The following is a 24,161-nucleotide window of genomic DNA, read 5'->3' on the forward strand; positions in this document are numbered from 1 at the left end:
GCGGGGTCTGGGGCGGAGCCCCAGGAAACGGGCGAAGGGCCCTGCTTCGGGCGGCTACGCCACGGCCGCGCGGATCTCCTCCGCGAAGGCACGAGCAGAGGCGCGGAGCGCACCCGCGTCCGGGCCGTGCTTCAGGACCCCCCGGGACACGTTCGGGACGACGTTGCGCACGGCCGCGCCGAAGACCGCCGGCAGGTCCGCCGCAGTCGCGCCCTGCGCGCCGATGCCGGGGGCCAGCAGCGGCCCGTTGATCTCCAGGTCGAAGGAGGACAGGTCCCCCAGGGTCGCGCCGACCACCGCTCCGAAGGAGCCCATCGGCGAGGCCCCCGCGTTCTCCGCCGCCAGATGCGCCAGCATCGTCGCGCCGATGGACCGGCCGTCCGACCGCACCGCCCGCTGGACCTCCGCACCTTCCGGGTTGGAGGTCAGGGCCAGGACGAACAGGCCGGCGCCCGAGGCCCGCGCCAGCTCGACCGCGGGGGCGAGCGAGCCGTAGCCCAGGTACGGGGAGACCGTCAGCGCGTCGGAGAAGAGCGGCGAGGACGGGGAGAGGAAGGTCTCGGCGTAGGCGGCCATCGTCGAGCCGATGTCGCCGCGCTTGGCGTCCATGACCACCAGCGCGCCCGCGGACCGGGCGTCCGCGACCGTCTGTTCCAGGACCGCGATGCCCTTGGAGCCGAACCGCTCGAAGAAGGCGGCCTGCGGCTTGAAGACGGCCACCGAGTCGGCCAGTGCCTCGACCACGGTGCGGGAGAACTTCTCCAGGCCCGCGATGTCGTCGCCCAGGCCCCAGGAAGCCAGCAGCGCCGCGTGCGGATCGATGCCCACGCACAGCGGGCCGCGGGTGTCCATCGCCTCGCGCAGGCGCGTACCGAACGGGATCACAGGGGCAGAGGTCACAGCGCGGCCTTTCGGGTTTCGGCGCCCACCGCTTCGGCGAGCGTCGCGTACGGGCTGGCGGCCAGGCGCGCGGCCAGGCCCTTGTGGATGGCACGGGCGTAGAAGGGGCCCTCGTAGATGAAGGCGCTGTAGCCCTGGATCAGGCTGGCGCCCGCCAGGATCCGCTGCCAGGCGTCCTCGGCGTTCTCGATGCCGCCGACGCCCACGAGCACCAGACGGTCGCCCACGCGCGCGTACAGCCGGCGCAGGACCTCCAGCGAGCGCTCCTTGACCGGGGCGCCGGACAGCCCGCCGGTCTCCTTGATCAGGGACGGGGAGGACTTCAGGCCCAGGCCCTCGCGGGCGATCGTGGTGTTGGTGGCGATGATGCCGTCCAGACCCAGTTCCAGGGCCAGGTCGGCGACCGCGTCCACGTCCTCGTCCGCGAGGTCCGGCGCGATCTTGACCAGGAGCGGGACCCGGCGGTCGGTCACCACGCGGTCCGCGGCCTCCCGTACGGCCGTCAGCAGCGGCCGCAGGGATTCGGTGGCCTGGAGGTTGCGCAGGCCCGGGGTGTTCGGGGAGGAGACGTTGACGACCAGGTAGTCGGCGTGGCGGGCCAGGCGCTCGGTGGAGGCCACGTAGTCCGCTACGGCTTCCTCCTCCGGGACCACCTTGGTCTTGCCGATGTTGACGCCGACGACGGTCTTGAAGACCGGGTTACGGGCGGCCAGGCGCTCGGCGACGGCCGCCGAGCCCTCGTTGTTGAAGCCCATCCGGTTGATCAGCGCGCGGTCCGGGACCAGCCGGAACAGCCGCTTCTTCGGGTTGCCGGGCTGGGGCTCGGCCGTGACCGTGCCGATCTCGATGTGGTCGAAGCCGAGCATCGACATCCCGTCGATGGCGACGGCGTTCTTGTCGAAGCCGGCCGCGAGCCCGAAGGGGCCGTGCATCCGCAGGCCCAGGGCCTCGGTGCGCAGGGCCTCGTAGCGCGGGGCCAGGGAGGCCGCCACGAAGGTGCGGAGCACCGGCGTGCGGGCGGCGAGGCGGATCCAGCGGAAGGCCATGTAGTGGGCCTGCTCCGGGTCCATGCGCTTGAAGACCAGGTTGAAGAAGAGTTTGTACATCGTCGTGGGGTTCCCTTGTGCGCTCAGGAAGACGGGGAGGCATGAAGAGGGGGACGACCGTCGCGCATCGCGCTTGACGGTGTCCCCCTCCCCTCTACGGGCCGTACGGGCTGTGGGTCCTGGCGGGGACCTAGTCGCGGGCCGCGATCAGGTGCTCCGCGTGCTCCTGGAGCGAGCGGACGCCCACGTCGCCGCGGTTGAGCGCGTCGATGCCCTGGACGGCCGCGGCGAGCGCCTGGACCGTGGTGAGGCACGGGACGCCGCGCGCCACGGCGGCGGTGCGGATCTCGTAGCCGTCGAGGCGGCCGCCGGTGCCGTACGGGGTGTTGACGATCAGGTCGACCTGGCCGTCGTGGATGAGCTGGACGACGGTCTTCTCGCCGTTCGGGCCCTCGCCCTCGCTGAGCTTGCGCACGACGGTGGCGTTGATGCCGTTGCGGCGCAGCACCTCCGCGGTGCCCGAGGTCGCCATCAGCTCGAAGCCGTGGGCGACGAGCTCGCGCGCCGGGAAGATCATCGAGCGCTTGTCGCGGTTGGCCACCGAGATGAAGCAGCGGCCCTTGGTGGGCAGCGGGCCGTAGGCGCCGGCCTGCGACTTGGCGTACGCCGTGCCGAAGACCGAGTCGATGCCCATGACCTCGCCGGTGGAGCGCATCTCCGGGCCCAGGACCGTGTCGACGCCGCGGCCGTGGATGTCGCGGAAGCGCGACCACGGCATGACGGCCTCCTTGACGGAGATCGGCGCGTCGAGCGGCAGGGTGCCGCCGTCGCCGTTCCTGGGGAGCATGCCCTCTTCGCGGAGCTCGGCGATGGTGGTGCCGAGCGAGATGCGCGCGGCGGCCTTGGCGAGCGGGACCGCGGTCGCCTTCGAGGTGAAGGGGACGGTCCGGGAGGCGCGCGGGTTGGCTTCCAGGACGTAGAGGATGTCACCCGCCATCGCGAACTGGATGTTGATCAGGCCGCGGACGCCGACGCCCTTGGCGATCGCCTCGGTGGAGGCGCGCAGGCGCTTGATGTCGTAGCCGCCGAGGGTGATCGGGGGCAGGGCGCAGGCCGAGTCGCCGGAGTGGATGCCGGCTTCCTCGATGTGCTCCATGACGCCGCCGAGGTAGAGCTCGGTGCCGTCGTAGAGGGCGTCGACGTCGATCTCGATCGCGTCGTCGAGGAAGCGGTCGACCAGCACGGGGCGGGTCGGGGAGATCTCGGTGGATTCGGCGATGTACGAGGACAGCCGGTCCTCGTCGTAGACGATCTCCATGCCGCGGCCGCCGAGCACGTACGAGGGGCGTACGAGGACGGGGTAGCCGATCTCGTCGGCGATGGCCTTGGCACCCGCGAAGGTGGTGGCGGTGCCGTGCTTGGGGGCGGGCAGGCCGGCGTCGGCGAGGACCTGGCCGAAGGCTCCGCGGTCCTCGGCGGCGTGGATGGCCTCCGGCGGGGTGCCGACGACGGGGACGCCGTTGTCCTTGAGCGCCTGGGCGAGACCCAGGGGGGTCTGGCCGCCGAGCTGGACGATGACACCGGCGATGGGGCCGGCGAGCGACTCGGCGTGGACGATCTCCAGCACGTCCTCGAGCGTCAGCGGCTCGAAGTACAGGCGGTCGGAGGTGTCGTAGTCCGTGGAGACGGTCTCCGGGTTGCAGTTGACCATCACGGTCTCGTAGCCGGCGTCGCTGAGCGCGAAGGAGGCGTGGACGCAGGAGTAGTCGAACTCGATGCCCTGGCCGATGCGGTTCGGGCCGGAGCCCAGGATGATGACCGCGGGCTTCTCGCGCGGGGCGACCTCGGACTCCTCGTCGTACGAGGAGTAGAAGTACGGGGTCTTCGCGGCGAACTCGGCGGCGCAGGTGTCGACCGTCTTGTACACCGGGCGGACGCCCAGCGCGTGGCGCACCTCGCGGACGACGTCCTCGCGCAGGCCGCGGATCTCGGCGATCTGGGCGTCGGAGAAGCCGTGGCGCTTGGCCTCGGCGAGCAGCTCGGGGTGGAGCTTGTCCGCGGCGGCCAGCTCGTCCGCGATCTCCTTGATGAGGAAGAGCTGGTCGACGAACCAGGGGTCGATCTTCGTGGACTCGAAGACCTCTTCCTGGGTGGCGCCGGCGCGGATGGCCTGCATGACGGTGTTGATGCGGCCGTCGGTGGGGCGGACCGCGATGGCGAGCAGCTCGTCCTTGTCGCCGGTGGGGCCGACGAAGGTGAACTGCGAGCCCTTCTTCTCCAGGGAGCGCAGGGCCTTCTGGAGGGCCTCGGTGAAGTTGCGGCCGATGGCCATGGCCTCGCCCACCGACTTCATGGTGGTGGTGAGGGTGGCGTCGGCGAGCGGGAACTTCTCGAACGCGAAGCGCGGGGCCTTGACGACGACGTAGTCGAGGGACGGCTCGAAGGAGGCCGGCGTCTTCTCGGTGATGTCGTTGGGGACCTCGTCGAGGGTGTAGCCGATGGCCAGCTTGGCGGCGATCTTGGCGATCGGGAAGCCGGTGGCCTTCGACGCGAGCGCCGAGGAGCGCGAGACGCGCGGGTTCATCTCGATGACGATGATCCGGCCGTCGGTCGGGTCGATCGCGAACTGGATGTTGCAGCCGCCGGTGTCGACGCCGACCTCGCGGATGATCGCGATGCCGATGTCGCGCAGCCGCTGGTACTCGCGGTCGGTGAGCGTCATCGCCGGGGCGACGGTGATGGAGTCACCGGTGTGGACGCCCATCGGGTCGAAGTTCTCGATGGAGCAGACGACGACGACGTTGTCCTTGGTGTCGCGCATCAGCTCCAGCTCGTACTCCTTCCAGCCGAGGATGGACTCCTCCAGGAGCACCTCGGTGGTCGGGGAGAGCATGAGGCCCTGGCCGGCGATGCGGCGCAGCTCTTCCTCGTCGTGGGCGAAGCCGGAGCCGGCGCCGCCCATGGTGAAGGAGGGGCGCACGACGACGGGGTAGCCGCCGAGGGTGTCGACGCCCTTGATGATGTCGTCCATCGTGTGGCAGATGACCGAGCGGGCGGACTCGCCGTAGCCGATCTTCGCCTTGACGGCCTCGACCACGCCCTTGAAGAGCTCGCGGTCCTCGCCCTTGTTGATGGCCTCGACGTTGGCGCCGATCAGCTCGACGCCGTACTTCTCCAGCACACCCTGCTCGTGCATGGAGATGGCGGTGTTGAGCGCGGTCTGGCCGCCGAGGGTCGGGAGCAGCGCGTCGGGGCGCTCCTTCGCGATGATCTTCTCGACGAACTCGGGGGTGATCGGCTCGACGTACGTGGCGTCGGCGATCTCCGGGTCGGTCATGATCGTGGCGGGGTTGGAGTTCACCAGGATGACCCGCAGGCCCTCGGCCTTGAGGATCCGGCAGGCCTGGGTTCCGGAGTAGTCGAACTCGGCGGCCTGTCCGATGACGATCGGGCCGGAGCCGATGACCAGGACGGACTGGATATCGGTGCGCTTAGGCACGCTCGGCCTCCATCAGATTTACGAAGCGGTCGAAGAGGTACGCGGCGTCGTGCGGGCCGGCAGCCGCCTCGGGGTGGTACTGGACGGAGAAGGCCGGCTGGTCGAGCAGCTGGAGGCCTTCCACGACGTTGTCGTTCAGGCAGACGTGGGAGACCTCGGCGCGCCCGTAGGCGGTGTCCGAGACCTTGTCGAGGGGCGCGTCCACGGCGAAGCCGTGGTTGTGCGCGGTGATCTCGACCTTGCCGGTGGTGCGGTCCTGCACCGGCTGGTTGATGCCGCGGTGGCCGTACTTCAGCTTGTAGGTGCCGAAGCCGAGCGCGCGGCCCAGGATCTGGTTGCCGAAGCAGATGCCGAAGAGCGGGGTCTTGCGGGCGAGGACGCCCTGCATGACGGAGACCGCGTGGTCGGCGGTGGCCGGGTCGCCGGGGCCGTTGGAGAAGAACACGCCGTCCGGGTTGACCGCGTAGATGTCCTCGGCGGTGGCGGTGGCGGGCAGGACGTGGACCTCGATGCCGCGTTCGGCCATCCGGTGCGGGGTCATGCCCTTGATGCCGAGGTCCACGGCCGCGACCGTGAACTTCTTCTCGCCGATGGCGGGGACGACGTACGTCTCCTTGGTGGCGACCTCGGCGGAGAGGTTCGCGCCCTTCATCTGCGGGGCTTCCTGGACGCGGGCGAGCAGCGTCGCGTCGTCGGCGATCGAGGCGCCGGAGAAGATGCCGACGCGCATGGCGCCGCGCTCGCGCAGGTGGCGGGTCAGGGCCCGGGTGTCGATGCCGGAGATGCCGACGACGCCCTGCTTGACGAGCTCCTCGTCCAGCGAGCGCCGCGAGCGCCAGTTGGAGGGGACCCGTGCGGGGTCGCGTACGACGTATCCGGCGACCCAGATGCGGGAGGACTCGGGGTCCTCGTCGTTGACGCCGGTGTTGCCCACGTGCGGGGCGGTCATCACGACGACCTGCCGGTGGTACGACGGGTCGGTGAGGGTCTCCTGGTAGCCGGTCATGCCGGTGGAGAACACGGCCTCGCCGAAGGTCTCCCCCACAGCGCCGTAGGCGCGGCCGCGGAAGATGCGGCCGTCCTCCAGGACGAGTACGGCGGGAGCTTTGGCTGCTCCCCTGGTGGAGGTCGTCATCGTTCGGCGCCTTCCGTCGTTGTGAGTGGGTGTTCCGTCATGTTCATCGCGTTGACCGCATCGACCCAGGCGGCGTGTTCCGCCGCGCGGTCGGAGCGGAATCCGGAGTCGATCAGCCTGTCGCCGTGCGCCCATGTGACGACGAGGAGACCGCCCTCGGTGAGTACCTTGCCCGCGATTCCCTTGTCGAGGCGGGCGCCGCGCAGTTGCGCGGCCGGTACGAAGAAGTCGGTGGCACCCGGACGGACCACGTCGAGCCCCGCGTCGGTGAGCGTGAGCTCGACCCGGCTGCGGATGCCCAGACCGTGGGCGACGATCCGGTCGAGCCACTGCCCGGCGGTGGTGGACCCGTGGTACCGGCCGGTCAGGGCCAGCCGGTGCTCGGGGAGGCCGCCGGGGGCGGCGGGCAGCTCCGGCAGATCGCTCTGCAGGGTGCCGCGCCATTTCCAGCCCTGCCGCATCAGCCAGTACACGAACGCGATGAAGACGAGCAGACCGAGCACCCACGCGATGCGGGCGCCCCAGTCCGTCACCTCCGCCGACTGCCGTTCGGCTGCCTCGGCGGCCAGTTGGATTACTGCAGGTGTCACGCCAGCGTCCCGTCCACGACCGTTGCCCGGCCCCGCAGGAAGGTGTGAGTGACGCGACCCGGCAGCTCACGGCCCTCGTAAGGCGTGTTGCGGCTGCGGGAGGCGAAGTGTGCGGGGTCCACGACACCACGGTACGAGGTATCGACCAAGGTCAGGTTCGCGGGTTCACCTGCCGAGACGGGGCGTCCGTGATTCGGGAGGCTGCCGATGCGGGCCGGGGCGAAGGACATCCGCTCGGCGACGCCGGCCCAGTCGAGCAGTCCGGTCTCCACCATCGTCTGCTGGACGACGGCGAGCGCGGTCTCCAGGCCCACCATGCCCATGGCGGCGGCGGCCCACTCGCAGTCCTTGTCCTCGTGCGGGTGCGGGGCGTGGTCGGTGGCGACGATGTCGATCGTGCCGTCGGCCAGCGCCTCGCGCAGGGCCAGCACGTCGCGCTCGGTGCGCAGCGGCGGGTTGACCTTGTAGACGGGGTTGTACGAGCGCACGAGCTCGTCGGTGAGGAGCAGGTGGTGCGGGGTGACCTCGGCGGTGACGTCGATGCCGCGGGACTTGGCCCAGCGGACGATCTCGACGGAGCCGGCGGTGGAGAGGTGGCAGATGTGCACCCGGGAACCGACGTGCTCGGCGAGGAGCACGTCGCGGGCGATGATCGACTCCTCGGCGACGGCGGGCCAGCCGCCCAGGCCCAGCTCGGCGGAGACGACGCCCTCGTTCATCTGGGCGCCCTCGGTGAGGCGGGGCTCCTGGGCGTGCTGGGCGACGACTCCGCCGAAGGCCTTCACGTACTCCAGGGCGCGGCGCATGATCACGGCGTCGTCCACGCACTTGCCGTCGTCGGAGAAGACGGTGACGCGGGCGGCGGACTCGTGCATGGCGCCCAGCTCGGAGAGCTGCTTGCCCTCCAGGCCGACGGTGACGGCGCCGATGGGCTGCACGTCGCAGTAGCCGGATTCCTTGCCCAGGCGCCACACCTGCTCGACGACGCCGGCGGTGTCGGCGACGGGGAAGGTGTTGGCCATCGCGAAGACGGCGGTGTAGCCGCCGGAGGCGGCGGCGCGGGTGCCGGTGAGGACGGTCTCGGAGTCCTCGCGGCCGGGCTCGCGCAGGTGGGTGTGGAGGTCGACGAGGCCCGGGAGGAGGATCTTGCCCTCGGCCTCGATGACGGTGGCGCCCTCCGCGGACAGGCCGGTGCCGACCTCGGCGATGGTCTCGCCGTCGATCAGGACGTCCTGAGCCTCGCCGCCGAGCACCTTCGCGCCACGAATAAGGATCTTGCTCATGGTTACTTCTTCTCCTCGGTACGGGCGGCGGCGGTGGTGGTGGTGCTGGTGGAGACGGCGGGCTCGGAGCCTCCGAGCAGCAGGTACAGGACGGCCATGCGGATCGAGACCCCGTTGGCGACCTGCTCGACGACCGTGCACCGGTCGGAGTCGGCCACCTCGGCGGTGATCTCCATGCCGCGGACCATCGGGCCGGGGTGCATGACGACGGCGTGCTCGGGCATCCGCGCCATGCGGGCGCCGTCCAGGCCGTAGCGGCGGGAGTACTCGCGCTCGGTCGGGAAGAAGGCGGCGTTCATCCGCTCGCGCTGCACCCGCAGCATCATGACGGCGTCGGACTTGGGCAGCACCGCGTCCAGGCTGTACGAGATCTCGCACGGCCAGGCCTCGACCCCGACGGGCACGAGGGTGGGCGGGGCGACCAGGGTGACCTCGGCGCCGAGGGTGTGCAGCAGGTGGACGTTGGAACGGGCCACGCGGCTGTGCAGGATGTCGCCGACGATGGTGATCCGGCGGCCGTTGAGGTCCTTGCCGAGCCCGGCGTCCTTGCCGACGAGGCGGCGGCGCATGGTGAAGGCGTCGAGCAGGGCCTGGGTGGGGTGCTCGTGGGTGCCGTCACCGGCGTTGATGACGGGGGCGTCGATCCAGCCGGAGGTCGCGAGCCGGTAGGGGGCGCCGGAGGCGCTGTGCCGGATGACCACGGCGTCGACGCCCATGGCCTCCAGGGTCTGGGCGGTGTCCTTGAGGGACTCGCCCTTGGAGACGCTGGAGCCCTTGGCCGCGAAGTTGATGACGTCGGCCGACAGGCGCTTCTCGGCGGCTTCGAAGGAGATCCGGGTGCGGGTCGAGTCCTCGAAGAAGAGGTTGCAGATGGTGCGGCCGCGCAGGGTGGGCAGTTTCTTTATCGGCCGGTCCGCGACGCGGGCCATCTCCTCGGCGGTGTCGAGGATGAGGACGGCGTCGTCGCGGGTGAGGTCGGCGGCCGAGATGAGGTGGCGCTTCATCCGGGTACTCCGTACGTCGGTGTGATCAGAGCTGTGGGGAGGGCAGACGGGCTGGCTGGCAGACCGGGGTGCGGGCAGGGCAGGCCCGGGCGCGGACCCCCGGGGGTCCGGCACGCGTACGGGCTACTGCCCGCCCGGTGTCCGGGCGGTCCGCTGGCCGAGCAGTACGGCGTCCCGGCCGTCCTCCTCCTGGAGCTGGACCGACACGTTCTCCCGCAGCGACGTGGGGAGGTTCTTGCCGACGTAGTCGGCGCGGATCGGCAGCTCGCGGTGGCCGCGGTCGACGAGGACCGCGAGCTGCACGGCGCGGGGGCGGCCGAGGTCGCCGAGGGCGTCGAGGGCGGCGCGGATGGTGCGTCCGGAGAAGAGGACGTCGTCGACGAGGACGACCAGGCGGCCGTCGATGTCGTCGCCGGGGATCTCGGTCCGGCCGATCGCGCGGGCCGGCTTCATCCGCAGGTCGTCGCGGTACATGGTGATGTCGAGGGAACCGACCGGGATCTTGGCACCGGTGATCTCTTCGAGCTTGGCCGCCAGCCGGCGGGCCAGGTACACACCGCGGGTGGGAATGCCGAGGAGCACCACGTCGTCGGCGCCCTTGGCGCGTTCGACGATCTCGTGGGCGATACGGGTCAGGACCCGTGCGATGTCCTGTGCGTCGAGAACGGGACGCATGACATCGGAATCGGAAAGCGGTTCGTGCTGGGTGTCCATGAAAAGGACCTCCTTCTCCGCCTCACGGGACGGACCTTAAAGGACGTCTGATGTACGTCTTCCAAGGTACCAGGGGGATTCCCGCGATCCCGCATCGGGGCAGCCCAGGACCCCTCTTAAGTGGGCGTTGGTGACCATTCGGCTTGACGCATCCAAGTAACGCTGCGTAACCTCACAGTGAGTTACCAGCCGCGCGGCGGAGCCGCACTCTTGTCACAGCGTCCGGGAGCGTTATGTCCAGCGAATACGCCAAACAGCTCGGGGCCAAGCTCCGCGCCATCCGCACCCAGCAGGGCCTTTCCCTCCATGGTGTCGAGGAGAAGTCCCAGGGCCGGTGGAAGGCCGTGGTGGTCGGTTCTTACGAGCGCGGCGACCGCGCCGTGACCGTCCAGCGCCTTGCCGAGCTGGCGGACTTCTACGGGGTGCCGGTGCAGGAGCTGCTGCCGGGCACGACCCCCGGTGGAGCGGCCGAGCCGCCGCCGAAGCTGCGCCTCGACCTGGAGCGCCTGGCCCACGTACCCGCGGAGAAGGCCGGTCCGCTGCAGCGCTACGCGGCGACCATCCAGAGCCAGCGCGGCGACTACAACGGCAAGGTGCTCTCGATCCGCCAGGACGACCTGCGCACCCTCGCCGTCATCTACGACCAGTCCCCCTCGGTCCTGACCGAACAGCTGATCAGCTGGGGCGTGCTGGACGCGGACGCGCGTCGCGCCGTGGCGCACGAGGACATCTAGTCCGCCAGTAGTACCGGGCCCAGGCCCAGCAGAAACGTTACCGGCGGGTGCCGGGGAGCTGAGAGGCTCCTGGCACCCGCCGGTTTTTTCGTACCGTCGAACGGAGAAACGGCAGGGCCCGCAGCGCGCGTGCGCTGCGGGCCCTGCCGTTGTCGCCGGTCCGGCGCGCGTATCAGCTCTCGCTGCGGCGCAGGTTCGGCTTGAGGTCCTTGAAGCGGCCGAGGAGCCCGTTCACGAACGAGGGCGACTCGTCCGTGGAGAACTCCTTGGCCAGCTGGACGGCCTCGTCGATGGCCACGGCGTCCGGGGTGCCATCCACCCAGATCAGCTCGTAGGCACCGAGACGCACGATGTTCCGGTCCACGACCGGCATGCGGTCGAGGTCCCAGTCCACGGCGTAGGTGGCGATCAGATCGTCGATGCGGTTCACCTTGTCGGCGTACCCCTCGACGAGTTCCATGGTGAACTCGTTCACCGCGGGCTGGCGGTCGGTGTCCGACCGCGAGTGGCGGATCCAGTCCGCGAGGACCTCGCGCACGGAGACCCCGCGCTGGTCGGCCTCGAACAGGATCTGGAAAGCGCGCTTGCGCGCGTTGCTCCGGGCAGCCACGGTTAGCTGTTCACCCGGCCGAGGTAGTCGCCGTTGCGGGTGTCGACCTTGACCTTCTCGCCGGTGTTGACGAAGAGCGGGACCTGCATCTCGTAACCGGTCTCAAGCTTCGCGGGCTTGGTACCACCGGTGGAGCGGTCGCCCTGGACACCCGGGTCGGTGTGCTCGATGACCAGCTCGACGGAGGTCGGCAGCTCGACGTAGAGCACCGCGCCCTCGTTCTGGGCGACGGAGGCGGTGAAGCCCTCGATCAGGAAGTTGGCGGCGTCGCCGACGACCTTGCGGTCGACCATCAGCTGGTCGAAGGTGTTCATGTCCATGAAGACGAAGTACTCGCCGTCCATGTACGAGAACTGCATGTCACGGCGGTCAATGGTGGCCGTCTCGACCTTCGTGCCGGCGTTGAACGTCTTGTCGACGACCTTGCCGGAGAGCACGTGCTTGAGCTTGGTGCGCACGAAGGCCGGGCCCTTGCCGGGCTTGACGTGCTGGAACTCGACGACGGACCAGAGCTGGCCACCGTCGAGCTTGAGCACCATGCCGTTCTTGAGGTCGTTCGTGGAAGCCACGGTTTGGGAATCTCCTGCACTGGAAGACCACGGGTGCGCGCACAGTCCGCCGGGGCGGACTAGAGCGCGAGCAGCTCCTTGGTCGTAATGGTGAGTAGCTCGGGACCGCCGTCCGCCTCGGGGCGCACGACGAGCGTGTCATCGATCCGGACACCTCCCCGGCCGGGGAGGTGAACCCCCGGTTCGACGGTGACCGGCACGCAAGCGTCCAGTTTACCCATGGCCGTAGGTGCAAGCTGCGGGTCCTCGTCGATTTCGAGGCCGACTCCGTGTCCCATCCACGCCGCGAGGGCCTCGCCGTGACCTGCGGAGTCCAGTACGGAGCGGGCCGCGTGATCCACATCCCGGTACGCGGCCCCCGGCTTCAGGGCCTCCCGCCCGGCCCGCTGCGCGGCGAAGACCAGGTCGTAGAGCTCGATCTGCCAGTCCGCGGGGGTGGTGCCGATCACGAAGGTACGGCCGATCTCGCAGCGGTAGCCCCGGTAGTTGGCGCCCAGGCAGACCGAGAGGAAGTCCCCCTCCTCCACCCGGCGGTCGGAGGGGCGGTGCCGGGAGCGGCCGGAGTGCGGGCCGGTGCCGACGGAGGTCGGGAAGGCCGGACCGTCGGCCCCGTGGTCCACGAGGCGGCGCTCCAGCTCCAGGGCGAGGTGCCGCTCGGTGCGGCCCACCAGGATCGATTCCAGCAGTTCACCGAGGGCCTGGTCGGCGATCTCGGCGGCGATCCGCAGACAGGCGATCTCCTCCTCGTCCTTGACGAGGCGCTGCTGTTCGACGGCGGTCCCCAGATCGGACAGCCGCAGCCCCGGCGCGACGGAGCCCAGGGCGCGGTGCCGGCCGACCGTGAGGTGGTGCTCCTCCACGGCCAGGGATTCGGCCCGCCCGGAGGCGGCCAGGTCGGCGGCGGCGACGGCGGGATCCGCGCCCGGACCCGCCAGCACGGAGACCGGCAGGTTCTCGTCCAGTCTTCCTTCGTCCGCCTCGCCGCTGGGAGCTCCGGCGCAGAACAGCATGTCCTCGCCGCCCGGTCCGAGCAGCAGTACGGCGCCCAGCGGTGACGCCCCGGAGAGGTAGCGCACGTTCGCCGGACGCGTGATGAGTGCGGCGGCGTTCCCGGCGGCCGCACAGCGGTCGCGAAGCAGGCCCCGGCGGGCCGCGTACACGTCTGACATGTTTCCGAGCCTACGAGCGCCACGCGCATCCGGCCTGGTGAGCGCGGCCGTACGGGGGCCGGGCCCGTGCCCGGGCCGGAGTCGGGGCGGATCCCGGGGCGCGGGTCGGGGCGCGGGTCAGTAGGCCGGAGCCGAGATGGCGCGGGCCAGGGTCTCGTCCAGGGCGCGGGCGGTGCCCTCGATGTCCAGGTGGGAGTTGTCGATGATGGGCAGCCCGGAGCCGTACCAGCCCGCCATCCGCCCGTGGATCCGGGCGACTTCCTCGTCCGAGAGCCGCCGGTTTCCGGAGCGGGCGGCGTTGCGCTCCAGGACTATCTCCAGGCCGGGCAGCAGCACCACCGGCAGCAGCGCGGGCCCGACGTGGCGCTTCCAGCCGCCGAGGCCCACCACGGGGCGGTCCGGGAACACGGCGTCGTCGAGGATGCACGAGATGCCGTTGGCCAGGAAGTTGCGGGCCGCGAACCCGCAGGTGCGGCGGGCCAGGCGGTACTGGGCCTCGGAGTGGTCGTTCCAGCCGGCCTGCGGGTCCGCGAAGCCGGAGCACACCCATTCCCGTACGTCGTCCAGGCTGATGTGCGCGGTGGGGACCGGCCGGGTGCCCGCCCAGTGGCGGGCCACCGTGGTCTTGCCGGCGCCCGCGGGGCCGATGAGCAGGACCGCGAGGGTGGCGCCGCCCGTGCCCGGGACGGCGGGCGGGAGCGGAATGTGCCCCGTGGACCCCTCCGGCACCCCGTGCACGGGCATCGGCATCCGAGCCGGTGCCGCGGGCACGGGCGGCACGGCCCAGCCCGGTCCCGGGGGTACCGGCGGCCGCGACGGCGCCGCCGGGTGCTGACCCCCCGGCGGCTCCCAGCCCCCGCCCCCCACTCCGTGCTGCATCCGCTGCCACTCCGTCCCGTTCCGCCATGACTGATGCGAGAACGTTATATGACCCGGGAGGCCCGGAGGGTCACGCGGTCACGCCGTCGGGCGGATCAGGCCGCCACTTCGCCGAAAGCGGCCATCAGGACGGCCGGGTCCGGGCCCTCCAGAACGGTCGGCTTGGCCAGCCCGTCCAGGACGACGAAACGCAGCAGGTCGCCGCGGGACTTCTTGTCCAGCTTCATGGTCTCCAGCAGCTTGGGCCACTGGTCGCCCCGGTAGGTCAGCGGCAGCCCCACCGAGGCGAGGATCGCCCGGTGCCGGTCGGCCGTCACGTCGTCGAGGCGGCCGGCGAGCCGGCCCAGCTCGGACGCGAAGACCATGCCGACCGAGACGGCCGCGCCGTGGCGCCACTTGTAGCGCTCGTTCTTCTCGATGGCGTGCGCGAGGGTGTGCCCGTAGTTCAGGATCTCCCGCAGCCCCGTCTCCTTGAGGTCGGCGGAGACCACGTCCGCCTTGACCTGGACGGAGCGGCAGATCAGTTCGGCCGTGTGCGGGCCGGCGGGCGTGCGCGCGCCCTCTGGGTCCGCCTCGATCAGGTCGAGGATCACCGGGTCGGAGATGAATCCGGCCTTGATGACCTCGGCGAGACCGCTGACGTAGTCGTTGACCGGCAGCGATTCCAGTGCCGCCAGGTCGCAGAGCACGCCGACCGGCGGGTGGAAGACGCCGACGAGGTTCTTGCCCTCGGCGGTGTTGATGCCGGTCTTGCCGCCGACGGCCGCGTCCACCATGGCCAGGATGGTGGTCGGTACGGCGATCCAGCGGACGCCGCGCAGCCAGGAGGCCGCGACGAAGCCCGCGAGGTCGGTGGTGGATCCCCCGCCGACCCCGACGATGACGTCGGTGCGCGTGAAGCCGGACTGCCCGAGGGCCTTCCAGCAGTACGCCGCCACCTCGACCGTCTTGGCCTCTTCGGCGTTGGGAACCTGGATGGCGACGGCCTCGTAGCCCTGTGCGGCGAGGTCGTCGCGCAGCGCCTCACCGGTGGCCGCGAGGGCCTCCGGGTGGATGACGGCGACCCGCTGGGCCTTGGTACCGATCAGGGAGCCCAGCTCGCCGAGCAGCTGGCTGCCGACCAGTACCTCGTACGCGTCGTGCCCGGCGCTGGCGCCGACCTGGATCCGCGTCACCTGGTCTGTCATGCGTTCTTCAACTCCAGTGCGTCGAGGACCGCGTCGGCGACCTCTTCGGGGGTGCGGTCGTCGGTGGCCACCACGACGCGCGCTACTTCGGTGTACAGGGGGCTCCGGGCCTCCATCAGCTCGCGCCACTTGCGGCGCGGGTTGACGGCGAGGAGCGGGCGCGCGGCGCCGAGCCCCACGCGCCGGACGGCTTCCTCGACCTCCAGCGAGAGATAGGCCACGGGCCGGCCGGCCAGCAGCTCCCTCGTCGTGTCGTCGAGGATGGCGCCACCGCCGAGGGCGAGCACTCCGTCGTGCCCGGAGAGGGCGGCGGAGACCGCCTCCCGCTCCAGTTCACGGAAGTGCGGCTCGCCCTCGTCGATGAAGATGTCGGAGATCTCCCGGCCCTGCGCCGCCACGATGTCGGCGTCGGTGTCCCGGTAGGAGACTCCGAGCCGCTGCGCGAGCAGTTCGCCCACCGTGGACTTGCCGGACCCCATGGGGCCGACGAGAACGACCAGGGGTCCGGTCGCGGGGGTTGCGGGGGTGCCCGTCACCGGATCTGGAGGTTGTCGAGGTACGACTGGACGTTGCGGCGGGTCTCGGGGACCGAGTCGCCACCGAACTTCTCCACGACGGCGTCGGCCAGCACCAGGGCGACCATGGCCTCGGCGACGATGCCCGCGGCGGGCACGGCACAGACGTCGGAGCGCTGGTGGTGCGCGACGGTGGCCTCGCCGGTGGCCACGTCCACGGTCGCCAGGGCCTTGGGCACGGTGGCGATCGGCTTCATGGCGGCGCGGACGCGCAGCAGCTCACCGGTGGTCAGACCGCCCTCGGTACCGCCGGAGCGGCCCGTGGTGCGCTTGAGGCCCTCAGGGGTGGAGACGATCTCGTCGTGCGCCTGCGAGCCGGGCACGCGGGCCAGGTCGAAGCCGTCGCCGACCTCGACGCCCTTGATGGCCTGGATGCCCATGAGCGCGGCCGCGAGGCGCGCGTCGAGACGGCGGTCCCAGTGCACGTGCGAGCCGAGGCCGACGGGCACGCCGTAGGCGAGGACCTCGACGACTCCGCCGAGGGTGTCGCCGTCCTTGTGGGCCTGGTCGATCTCCGCGACCATCTGCTTCGACGCGTCGGCGTCGAGGCAGCGCACCGGGTCGGCGTCGAGCTTCTCGACGTCGGCGAGGGTCGGGTAGACCCCGTACGGGGCCTTGGCGGAGGCCAGCTCCACCACGTGGGAGACGATCTCGATGCCCGCGACCTCCTTGATGAAGGAGCGCGCGATGGCACCGAGGGCCACGCGGGCGGCGGTCTCACGGGCGCTGGCGCGCTCCAGGATCGGCCGGGCCTCGGAGAAGCCGTACTTCTGCATGCCCGCGAGGTCGGCGTGGCCGGGGCGGGGTCGGGTCAGCGCCGCGTTGCGGCCCGTCTCCTTGAGCAGCGAGGGGTCGACCGGGTCGGCCGACATGACGGTCTCCCACTTGGGCCACTCGGTGTTGCCGATCATGACGGCGACCGGCGAACCCTGCGAGAGCCCGTGGCGAACACCGCCGAGGAAGGTGATCTCGTCCTGCTCGAACTTCATCCGGGCACCTCGGCCGTAGCCGAGCCGACGCCGGGCCAGGTGTTCGGCCACCAGCTCTGTGGTGACCGGGACGCCGGCGGGAAGACCCTCCAGCGTCGCCACCAGCGCCGGGCCGTGCGATTCTCCGGCCGTCAGCCAACGCAACCTGCTCAACGATGCTCCTCATGCTCGCGCCTGATCCAGCGATGGCGCGATCGGGTGCGCGGCCCGGACCCGCCTTCGCCCCCGATCCTCCCATGTCCAGGCCGCGAAACCCCCCTCGGTCCAGCTATCGGACGGCTTCCCGGCGCCGGGACCACCACCGGTAGCCCTCCCAGAGGGCCGCGGCGCCGAGCAGCCCGGAGATGATCCACTTCGCCCAGGCGGGCAGCGTGCCGAACAAGACGCGAAGGAAGACCCCCACCCCGTACACGGCGTCCCACCTCGACGCCAGCACCTGACCCGTGACGATCCCGTCCACGTACCCCCCTCAACCCCGTTGTGGCAGGTGAGGAGCCTAACGCGCGGCGAGCGCCCGCTCTCCGGCGGCCCTCAGGGCCGCGAGCGGGACGTCGGGGCGTCCCGTCATCTGCTCGACCTGGAGCACGGCCTGGTGGACCAGCAGGTCCAGGCCGCCGAGGAGCTTGCCCCCGCGACCGGACCAGGCCGCCGCGAGGGCGGTCGGCCAGGGGTCGTAGAGGACGTCGAAGAGCGTGCCGGGCCGGGCGGGCACGGCGCCGGCCAGGGCGTCCGTGGAGCCGGCCGGGGTGGTCGCGATGACCAGCGGCGCGCTCAGCGCCTGCGCGGCGTCCGCCCAGTCGGCCGTCCGCACGTCGACGCCGAGCCGCTCGCCCCACTCCCGCATCTCCGCGGCCCGGGCCGCGGAGCGTACGTACGCGGTGACCTCGCCGGTGCAGATCCGCGCGAGCGCGGCCAGCGCCGAGGAGGCGGTGGCGCCCGCGCCGAGGACGGCCGCCGACTCCACCTTCTCCACGCCCTGCTCGCGCAGGGCGGACAGCAGCCCGGGGATGTCGGTGTTGTCGCCGACCCGGCGGCCGTCCTCGGTGAAGACGACCGTGTTGACCGCCTCGACGGAGGCGGCGGTGTCGCTGATGCCGTCGAGCAGCGGGATGACCGCCCGCTTGAGCGGCATGGTCAGCGACAGCCCGGCCCATTCGGGGCCGAGTCCCGCGATGAACTCCGGGAGCGCGGCCTCGTCGACTTCGAAGCGGTCGTACGACCAGTCGTCGAGGCCGAGCTCCCGGTACGCGGCGCGGTGCAGCACCGGTGAGAGGGAGTGCTCGATGGGAGAACCCAGCACCGCGGCCCGTATCCGTGACATGTCCTGCTACCCGCCGTTCTTCTGCTTCTGCCGTTCCTGGAACTCGGCGACGAGCTTGAGGTGTTCCTCGTAGGTCTTGGTGAAGGTCGTCTTGTTGCCGTCGACCGACACGAAGAACATCCAGCCGCCGTGGTCCGGGTCGAGCGTAGCGCTCACCGCGTCCGCGCTCGGGTTCCCGATCGGGCCCGGGGGCAGTCCCTTGACGTGGTGCGTGTTGTACGGGTGGTCGAAGGCCTGGGCTTCCTTGAGATTGAAGTTGATCTCGCTCTGGTTCTTGATGTAGTTGTACGTCGAGTCGAACTCGATCTTCTGGTTGGTGACGTCGTTGGTCTTCTTGAGGCGGTTGTAGACCACCTCCGACATCTTCCGGAAGTCGTCGTGGTTCTTGCCCTCGGCGTTGACGAGGCTGGCGACCGTGATGACCTGGAGCGGGTTCTGCAGGCCCAGGCTCTTGGCCTTGCCCTCGACGCCGAGCTCCGTGTACTTGTCGGTCGCGTTCTTGACCATCTGCTTGAGCAGGGACTCGGGGGTGCTGGCGTTGGTCAGGTCGTACCGCATCGGGTACAGGAAGCCCTCGAGCGGGTCCATGATCTTCGGGTCGTTGTTCGCCCACGCCGGCAGGCCGAGGTTCTTGACCTCGCTCTTGGCGATGCCTTCCGTGGTGCCCGCGGGCTTGTTGAGCTTCTCGTCGATCGCCTTGTAGACCGTCGCGTTGCGCATGCCCTCGGTGACGGTGATCACCCGGAGCTTGGTCGGGTCCGTCATCAACGCGACCACGGAAGCCGCCGACATCTTCTTCTTGAGCGGATAGATGCCCGGCTGGATCGACTTGCCCTTGGGGTCGGCGTTGGCCGCGTTCACGAAGGCCTGGGCGCTCGCGACGACGCCCTTGTCCTTGAGGATCCGGCCCATCTGGCCCAGGCCGGCACCCTTGGGGATCTCCACGTCCACGGTCTCGTCCGTGCCGGAGCCCGCGAAGTCCTCGGCCGCGCCGAACTTGCCCTTGAGGTAGGTGTAGCCGTAGTAGCCGCCACCGCCGAGCACGCCCACGATGACCACGGCCGCGATGAGGCAGGCCATGCCGCTGCGCTTCTTCGGCTTGCCGCCGGAACGGCCCGAGCGGCGGCCGCCGGAGCCGCCGTCGTCCCCGTCGTCGTCCCCGTCGCGTCCGCCGCCGCCCAGGAAGGAGTCCTCGGCCTCGTCGGTCTTGACGTCCTCGTCCTGCCACTGGGCCTCGGGCTCCAGGTGCCGACGGCCCGGGGGCCGCGGCGGCGGGTAGGCGTCGGGGGTGCCGTAGAGGTCGGGGGTCTCGCCGGGGTAACCGCCGGCCTGCTGCTGGGCGTACGGGTCCGCCCCCGCGTACGGGTCGGTGGCCTGGGCCACGCCCACGTACTGGGCCTGGCCCGTGTCCCAGATCTGGCCCCCGTACGTCTCCTGGTGCTGCTGGGGCGCCTGCTGCTGCGGGTGCGGGACCTGCTGGACGTACTGGGGCTGCTGCTGGTGCTGCTGTGGTTGTTGGTGCTGCGGGGCCTGCGGGTACGGAGCCTGCTGGTACTGGCCCGGGTGCTGCTGCTGCACGTACTGGGGGTGCTGCGGCTGCTGCTGCGGGTAGTGAGGGTGCTGGGGCTGCTGCTGCAGGTCGTCGACGTAGGGCGGCTGACCCTGCTGGGCCGCATGCCCGGTCCACCCCTGGTCCCCGTAAAGGGGATCATCGGGGTGCCACGGTTGGGGGTTGGGGCCCCCGCCATACTCAGTCATCGATCCCCTAGCGCGCCGCGGGGCGTTGGCCGCGGCGCTTTCCGCCGCGGCACCCTGTTCCGCCTCTGCTGGTGGGCGACGGCTGTTCGAATGCCGCCACTTCGCGCGGAACGTTACCGTATCGCGATCAGACAACCACTTCGACGCACTCACCGGGCGGATTACCTGATACCCGTTCGGTCTCCAGAGCGTTCTGGAGGATCACCACCGCGGCCGCCTGGTCGATGACCGAGCGGCCCTTCTTCGCGTTGCGCCCCGAGGCCCGCAGGCCCGCGGCCGCGGTGACTGTGGTCATCCGCTCGTCGACCAGGCGGACCGTCACGGGCTTGATGCCCTTGGCGAGTTCCATGGCGAAGGCCCGGCACTTGGCGGCCGCCGGCCCCTCCCGCCCGCTGAGCGAGCGGGGCAGGCCGACCACCACCTCGATGGGGTCGTACTCCTCGACGAGCTGCCGCAGCCGCCGGTGGGCGAAAGGAATGTCCCGGCCCGGGACGGTTTCCACCGGTGTGGCCAACACCCCGTCAGGGTCGCACGAGGCGACCCCGATCCGGGCGTCCCCGACATCGATGGCCAGTCGGCGGCCGCGGCGCAGCGTCATCAGGCGGTCTCCCCCACGAGGCGCTCGACGGCCGCGATGGCGTCGCCGATGGCGGCCGGGTTCTGGCCGCCGCCCTGGGCCACGTCGGGCTTGCCGCCGCCGCCGCCCCCGAGGGTCTTGGCGGCCGTGCGGACCAGGTCGCCGGCCTTGAGGCCGCGCTCGCGGGCCGCCTCGTTGGTGGCGATGACGGTCAGCGGACGGTCGTTGGCGGTGGTGAAGAGCGCGACCACGCACGGGCGGTCGCCCTGGATGCGCCCGCGGACGTCGAGGACCAGCTTGCGCAGGTCGTCGGCGCCGGTGCCGTCCGGCACCTGGCCGGTGACCACGGCCACGCCGCGGACGTCCTGGGCGCCGGCGGCGAGGCCGGCGGCGGCCTGGAGGACCTTCTCCGCGCGGAACTTCTCGATCTCCTTCTCGGCGTCCTTCAGCTTGCCGAGCATGGAGGCGATCTTCTCCGGCAGCTCCTCCGGACGGCCCTTGACCAGCTCCTGGAGCTGGGCGACGACCGTGTGCTCCTTGGCGAGGAAGTTGTACGCGTCCACGCCGACGAGGGCTTCGACGCGGCGCACGCCGGAGCCGATGGAGGACTCGCCGAGCAGCTTCACCAGGCCGAGCTGGCTGGTGTTCGCCACGTGGGTGCCGCCGCACAGCTCCTTGGAGAAGTCGCCGATGGTGACGACGCGCACGCGCTCGCCGTACTTCTCGCCGAATTCGGCGATGGCGCCCTGCTTCTTCGCCTCGTCGATGCTCAGGATCTCGGCGGTGACGTCGAGCTCCCGGGAGAGCACGTCGTTGATCTTCTGCTCCACGTCGGTGAGGACCGAGCCGGGGACGGCGTTCGGCGAGCCGAAGTCGAAGCGGAAGCGGCCGGGCGAGTTCTCGGAGCCGGCCTGGGCGGCCGTCGGGCCGAGGGCGTCGCGCAGCGCCTGGTGGGTGAGGTGCGTGGCCGAGTGGGCGCGGGCGATGGCCCGACGGCGGTTCACGTCGATGGCGGCGTAGGCGGAAGCGCCGACGGTCACCTCGCCGACCTGGACGGAGCCCTTGTGCACGGAGACACCGGGGACCGGCTGCTGGACGTCGCGGATCTCGATGATGGCGCCGGAGTCGAGCTTGATGCGGCCCTGGTCGGCGAGCTGGCCGCCGCCCTCGGCGTAGAAGGGGGTGCGGTCGAGGACGACCTCGACCTCGTCGCCCTCGGAGGCGGCGGGCGAGGAGACGCCGTTGACCAGGAGGCCGACGATGGTGGATTCGCCCTGGTTGGTGGCGTAGCCGGTGAACTCGGTGGCGCCGGAGCCGTCGGCGATCTCCCGGTAGGCGGACATGTCCGCGTGACCGGTCTTCTTGGCCTTGGCGTCGGCCTTGGCCTTGTCCTTCTGCTCCTGCATCAGGCGGCGGAAGCCGTCCTGGTCCACGGAGAGGCCCTGTTCGGCGGCCATCTCCAGGGTCAGGTCGATCGGGAAGCCCCAGGTGTCGTGGAGCAGGAACGCCTTGTCGCCGGCGAGGACCGAGCCACCGGTGGCCTTGGTCTCGGTGATGGCGGTGTCGAGGATGTTCGTGCCGCCGCGCAGGGCCTTCACGAAGGCGGCCTCTTCGGCGAGCGCGACGGTCTCGATGCGCTTGCGGTCGGTCACGAGCTCCGGGTACTGCTGCCCCATCGTGTTGATCACGACGTCGACGAGCTCCTGGATCACCGGGCCGGTGGCGCCCATGAGGCGCATGTTGCGGATGGCGCGGCGCATGATGCGGCGCAGCACGTAGCCGCGGCCCTCGTTGCCGGGGGTGACGCCGTCGCCGATGAGCATGGCGGAGGTGCGGATGTGGTCGGCGACCACGCGCAGGGAGACGTCCGTGCCCTGGGCGGCGCCGTACTGCACGCCGGTCAGCTCGGTGGCCTTGTCCATCACCACGCGCAGGGTGTCGGTCTCGTACATGTTCTGTACGCCCTGCAGGATCATGGCGAGGCGCTCGAGGCCGAGGCCGGTGTCGATGTTCTTCGACGGCAGGTCGCCGAGGATCGGGAAGTCTTCCTTCCCGTCGCCGGCGCCGCGCTCGTACTGCATGAAGACCAGGTTCCAGATCTCCACGTAGCGCTCGTCGTTGACGGCGGGGCCGCCCTCGACGCCGAACTCGGGGCCGCGGTCGTAGTTGATCTCCGAGCAGGGACCGCAGGGGCCCGGGACGCCCATGGACCAGAAGTTGTCCTTCTTGCCCAGGCGCTGGATGCGCTCCTGCGGGACGCCGACCTTGTCGCGCCAGATGGCCTCGGCCTCGTCGTCGTCGAGGTAGACCGTGATCCAGAGCTTCTCGGGCTCCAGGCCGTAGCCGCCGTCCGCCACGGAGCTGGTGAGCAGCTCCCAGGCGTACTTGATGGCGCCTTCCTTGAAGTAGTCCCCGAAAGAGAAGTTGCCGCACATCTGGAAGAACGTGCCGTGGCGGGTGGTCTTGCCGACCTCTTCGATGTCCGGCGTACGGACGCACTTCTGCACGCTGGTGAGCGTGGCCGCGGGCGGCTTGACCTCGCCGAGGAAGTACGGCTTGAAGGGGACCATGCCCGCGGGCACCAGCAGCAGAGTCGGGTCGTCCGCGATGAGCGACGCCGAAGGGACAACGGTGTGACCGCGCTCCTCGAAGAAGCTCAGCCAGCGGCGGCGAATTTCAGCCGACTCCATCAGTGGTCCTCATTCCGGTTGTACGTAAACGTATTGGTCTGGCCGTGCTCGATGGCCCGCAGCCGCCGCGGCCCGGGAAGGGCGGTGACGTTGTCGGGCCGGTCGGGATCCTGGTGGAGTCCCAGTGCGTCGTTCAGCTCGTCCTCGCGCTGCGACATTCCCGCCTTGACGTCGAGGGCGAAGTCCTTGAGGCGGTGCCCCGCTTCGACCGCCTTGTCGGCGGCCTGCGCGGCGAGGCTCTCCGGGGTCAGCTTCTTGAGCTGCCGGTTGACCTTGGTGGTGGCCCACACGCCGGCGGCTGCGCCGGCGGTGAACCAGAAGGCTCGGCGGAACATCGGCAGGATCAGCCCTTCTGCTTCCGGCGCCGGGGCGACGGCACCGTACGGCCAACGATCACGGTACGTCGCGCGGTCCTGCGCGGCACGTCCTCGGAGCCTGCGCCGGGCGCGCCGCCCTTGCCCAGCGCCTTGCGGACGCCGTAGCCGAAGGCCGCGACCTTCACGAGCGGGCCGCCGAAGGTGGACGCGACGGTGGAGGACAGCGCGGAGGCGTTGGAGGTGACTTCCTGGACGTCGCTCGCGATGGCGTCGACCCGGTCCAGCTGGGTGCGGGCGGAGCGGACGGTGGTGGAGGCGTCCGCGAGCAGCGGGACGGCCTCGTCGGTCACGTCGGCCACGAGCTTCGTGGTCGCCTTGAGCACCTGGGCCAGCCTCACCAGCACCACGGCGAGGAAGGAGACCAGAATGGCCCAGAAGACGGCCACGAGGATCCCGGCCACCTCTCCACCGGACACGTCACACCGCTCTCTACACATTGATCACTAAGCGAAAAAGTCGTCCTCCGACCCTATCGCGCCGGAGATCCGCCGCAGTACCGGAATTCCCGGACGCGGCCCGGCGGCCCGGACCCGCCTTGTACCCAGAGCATGCGGA

The 24,161-nt window shown here is 70.7% G+C and carries 23 protein-coding genes; 1 reads left to right on the plus strand and 22 read right to left on the minus strand.

The genetic code is table 11. The features are described from left to right. Window positions 1–54: 54 nt before the first annotated feature. The 8 genes from pyrF to pyrR form a co-directional block, all read right to left on the minus strand. The gene (pyrF, locus tag OHU74_RS06160) at window positions 55–900 is read right to left on the minus strand and encodes an orotidine-5'-phosphate decarboxylase (protein WP_371614961.1); all 846 of its coding nucleotides are present in this window, start codon (window positions 898–900) and stop codon (window positions 55–57) included. Continuing rightward, a complete protein-coding gene (locus OHU74_RS06165) occupies window positions 897–2,006 on the minus strand; it encodes a quinone-dependent dihydroorotate dehydrogenase (protein ID WP_371614962.1) in 1,110 nt (369 codons plus the stop codon). Before OHU74_RS06165 ends, pyrF begins: the two co-directional genes overlap by 4 nt. 130 nt (window positions 2,007–2,136) lie before the next feature. Continuing rightward, a complete protein-coding gene (carB, locus tag OHU74_RS06170) occupies window positions 2,137–5,445 on the minus strand; it encodes a carbamoyl-phosphate synthase large subunit (protein ID WP_371614963.1) in 3,309 nt (1,102 codons plus the stop codon). Then, window positions 5,438–6,580, minus strand: coding sequence for a glutamine-hydrolyzing carbamoyl-phosphate synthase small subunit (gene carA / locus OHU74_RS06175; protein WP_371614964.1), 1,143 nt, complete (start codon window positions 6,578–6,580; stop codon window positions 5,438–5,440). Before carA ends, carB begins: the two co-directional genes overlap by 8 nt. Next, window positions 6,577–7,170: a hypothetical protein gene (locus OHU74_RS06180; protein ID WP_371614965.1), complete on the minus strand. Its 594-nt coding sequence runs from the start codon at window positions 7,168–7,170 to the stop codon at window positions 6,577–6,579. Before OHU74_RS06180 ends, carA begins: the two co-directional genes overlap by 4 nt. Continuing rightward, window positions 7,167–8,453: a dihydroorotase gene (locus OHU74_RS06185; protein WP_371614966.1), complete on the minus strand. Its 1,287-nt coding sequence runs from the start codon at window positions 8,451–8,453 to the stop codon at window positions 7,167–7,169. Before OHU74_RS06185 ends, OHU74_RS06180 begins: the two co-directional genes overlap by 4 nt. 2 nt (window positions 8,454–8,455) lie before the next feature. Further along, window positions 8,456–9,457: an aspartate carbamoyltransferase catalytic subunit gene (locus OHU74_RS06190; RefSeq protein ID WP_371614967.1), complete on the minus strand. Its 1,002-nt coding sequence runs from the start codon at window positions 9,455–9,457 to the stop codon at window positions 8,456–8,458. Between the two features lie 123 nt (window positions 9,458–9,580). Then, the gene (gene pyrR / locus OHU74_RS06195) at window positions 9,581–10,171 is read right to left on the minus strand and encodes a bifunctional pyr operon transcriptional regulator/uracil phosphoribosyltransferase PyrR (RefSeq protein WP_371614968.1); all 591 of its coding nucleotides are present in this window, start codon (window positions 10,169–10,171) and stop codon (window positions 9,581–9,583) included. A 233-nt stretch (window positions 10,172–10,404) separates the two neighbouring features. On the opposite strand from pyrR, the gene bldD reads away from it, so the two are divergent. Then, the gene (bldD, locus tag OHU74_RS06200; RefSeq protein ID WP_069929708.1) at window positions 10,405–10,905 is read left to right on the plus strand and encodes a transcriptional regulator BldD; all 501 of its coding nucleotides are present in this window, start codon (window positions 10,405–10,407) and stop codon (window positions 10,903–10,905) included. 172 nt (window positions 10,906–11,077) lie between these two features. Here bldD and nusB read toward each other — a convergent pair whose 3' ends face one another. The 14 genes from nusB to OHU74_RS06270 form a co-directional block, all read right to left on the minus strand. Then, window positions 11,078–11,515 carry a transcription antitermination factor NusB gene (gene nusB, locus OHU74_RS06205; protein WP_330295407.1) on the minus strand — a complete coding sequence of 146 codons (438 nt, stop codon included), beginning with the start codon at window positions 11,513–11,515 and terminating at the stop codon, window positions 11,078–11,080. Between the two features lie 2 nt (window positions 11,516–11,517). Then, complete coding sequence (gene efp, locus OHU74_RS06210) at window positions 11,518–12,084, minus strand: elongation factor P (protein ID WP_330295408.1); 567 nt, start codon at window positions 12,082–12,084, stop codon at window positions 11,518–11,520. A gap of 59 nt (window positions 12,085–12,143) precedes the next feature. After that, window positions 12,144–13,253: an aminopeptidase P family protein gene (locus OHU74_RS06215; protein ID WP_371614969.1), complete on the minus strand. Its 1,110-nt coding sequence runs from the start codon at window positions 13,251–13,253 to the stop codon at window positions 12,144–12,146. A gap of 117 nt (window positions 13,254–13,370) precedes the next feature. Further along, entirely contained in the window at window positions 13,371–14,132 is a 762-nt protein-coding gene (locus OHU74_RS06220; RefSeq protein WP_371614970.1) for an AAA family ATPase, read from the minus strand. A 95-nt stretch (window positions 14,133–14,227) separates the two neighbouring features. Continuing rightward, on the minus strand, window positions 14,228–15,319 hold the full coding sequence (gene aroB / locus OHU74_RS06225; RefSeq protein WP_371614971.1) for a 3-dehydroquinate synthase: 1,092 nt from the start codon (window positions 15,317–15,319) through the stop codon (window positions 14,228–14,230). Further along, complete coding sequence (locus OHU74_RS06230; RefSeq protein WP_371619583.1) at window positions 15,316–15,798, minus strand: shikimate kinase; 483 nt, start codon at window positions 15,796–15,798, stop codon at window positions 15,316–15,318. The genes aroB and OHU74_RS06230 overlap by 4 nt, the downstream gene beginning before the upstream one ends. 53 nt (window positions 15,799–15,851) lie before the next feature. Then, window positions 15,852–17,036, minus strand: coding sequence for a chorismate synthase (aroC, locus tag OHU74_RS06235; RefSeq protein WP_371614972.1), 1,185 nt, complete (start codon window positions 17,034–17,036; stop codon window positions 15,852–15,854). 115 nt (window positions 17,037–17,151) lie between these two features. After that, window positions 17,152–17,343, minus strand: coding sequence for a hypothetical protein (locus OHU74_RS06240; RefSeq protein ID WP_371614973.1), 192 nt, complete (start codon window positions 17,341–17,343; stop codon window positions 17,152–17,154). A gap of 36 nt (window positions 17,344–17,379) precedes the next feature. Continuing rightward, on the minus strand, window positions 17,380–18,204 hold the full coding sequence (locus OHU74_RS06245) for a shikimate dehydrogenase (protein WP_371614974.1): 825 nt from the start codon (window positions 18,202–18,204) through the stop codon (window positions 17,380–17,382). A gap of 6 nt (window positions 18,205–18,210) precedes the next feature. After that, the gene (mltG, locus tag OHU74_RS06250) at window positions 18,211–19,962 is read right to left on the minus strand and encodes an endolytic transglycosylase MltG (RefSeq protein WP_371614975.1); all 1,752 of its coding nucleotides are present in this window, start codon (window positions 19,960–19,962) and stop codon (window positions 18,211–18,213) included. Between the two features lie 127 nt (window positions 19,963–20,089). Beyond that, the gene (gene ruvX / locus OHU74_RS06255; RefSeq protein WP_330295417.1) at window positions 20,090–20,560 is read right to left on the minus strand and encodes a Holliday junction resolvase RuvX; all 471 of its coding nucleotides are present in this window, start codon (window positions 20,558–20,560) and stop codon (window positions 20,090–20,092) included. Then, window positions 20,560–23,229: an alanine--tRNA ligase gene (alaS, locus tag OHU74_RS06260; protein ID WP_371614976.1), complete on the minus strand. Its 2,670-nt coding sequence runs from the start codon at window positions 23,227–23,229 to the stop codon at window positions 20,560–20,562. The genes ruvX and alaS overlap by 1 nt, the downstream gene beginning before the upstream one ends. Further along, entirely contained in the window at window positions 23,229–23,564 is a 336-nt protein-coding gene (locus OHU74_RS06265; RefSeq protein ID WP_330295419.1) for a DUF6167 family protein, read from the minus strand. The genes alaS and OHU74_RS06265 overlap by 1 nt, the downstream gene beginning before the upstream one ends. 8 nt (window positions 23,565–23,572) lie before the next feature. Further along, complete coding sequence (locus OHU74_RS06270; protein WP_371614977.1) at window positions 23,573–24,022, minus strand: DUF948 domain-containing protein; 450 nt, start codon at window positions 24,020–24,022, stop codon at window positions 23,573–23,575. Window positions 24,023–24,161 lie beyond the last annotated feature (139 nt).

Origin of the sequence: Streptomyces sp. NBC_00454 (genome assembly GCF_041434015.1) — a bacterium.
Classification (GTDB): Bacteria; Actinomycetota; Actinomycetes; order Streptomycetales; family Streptomycetaceae; genus Streptomyces.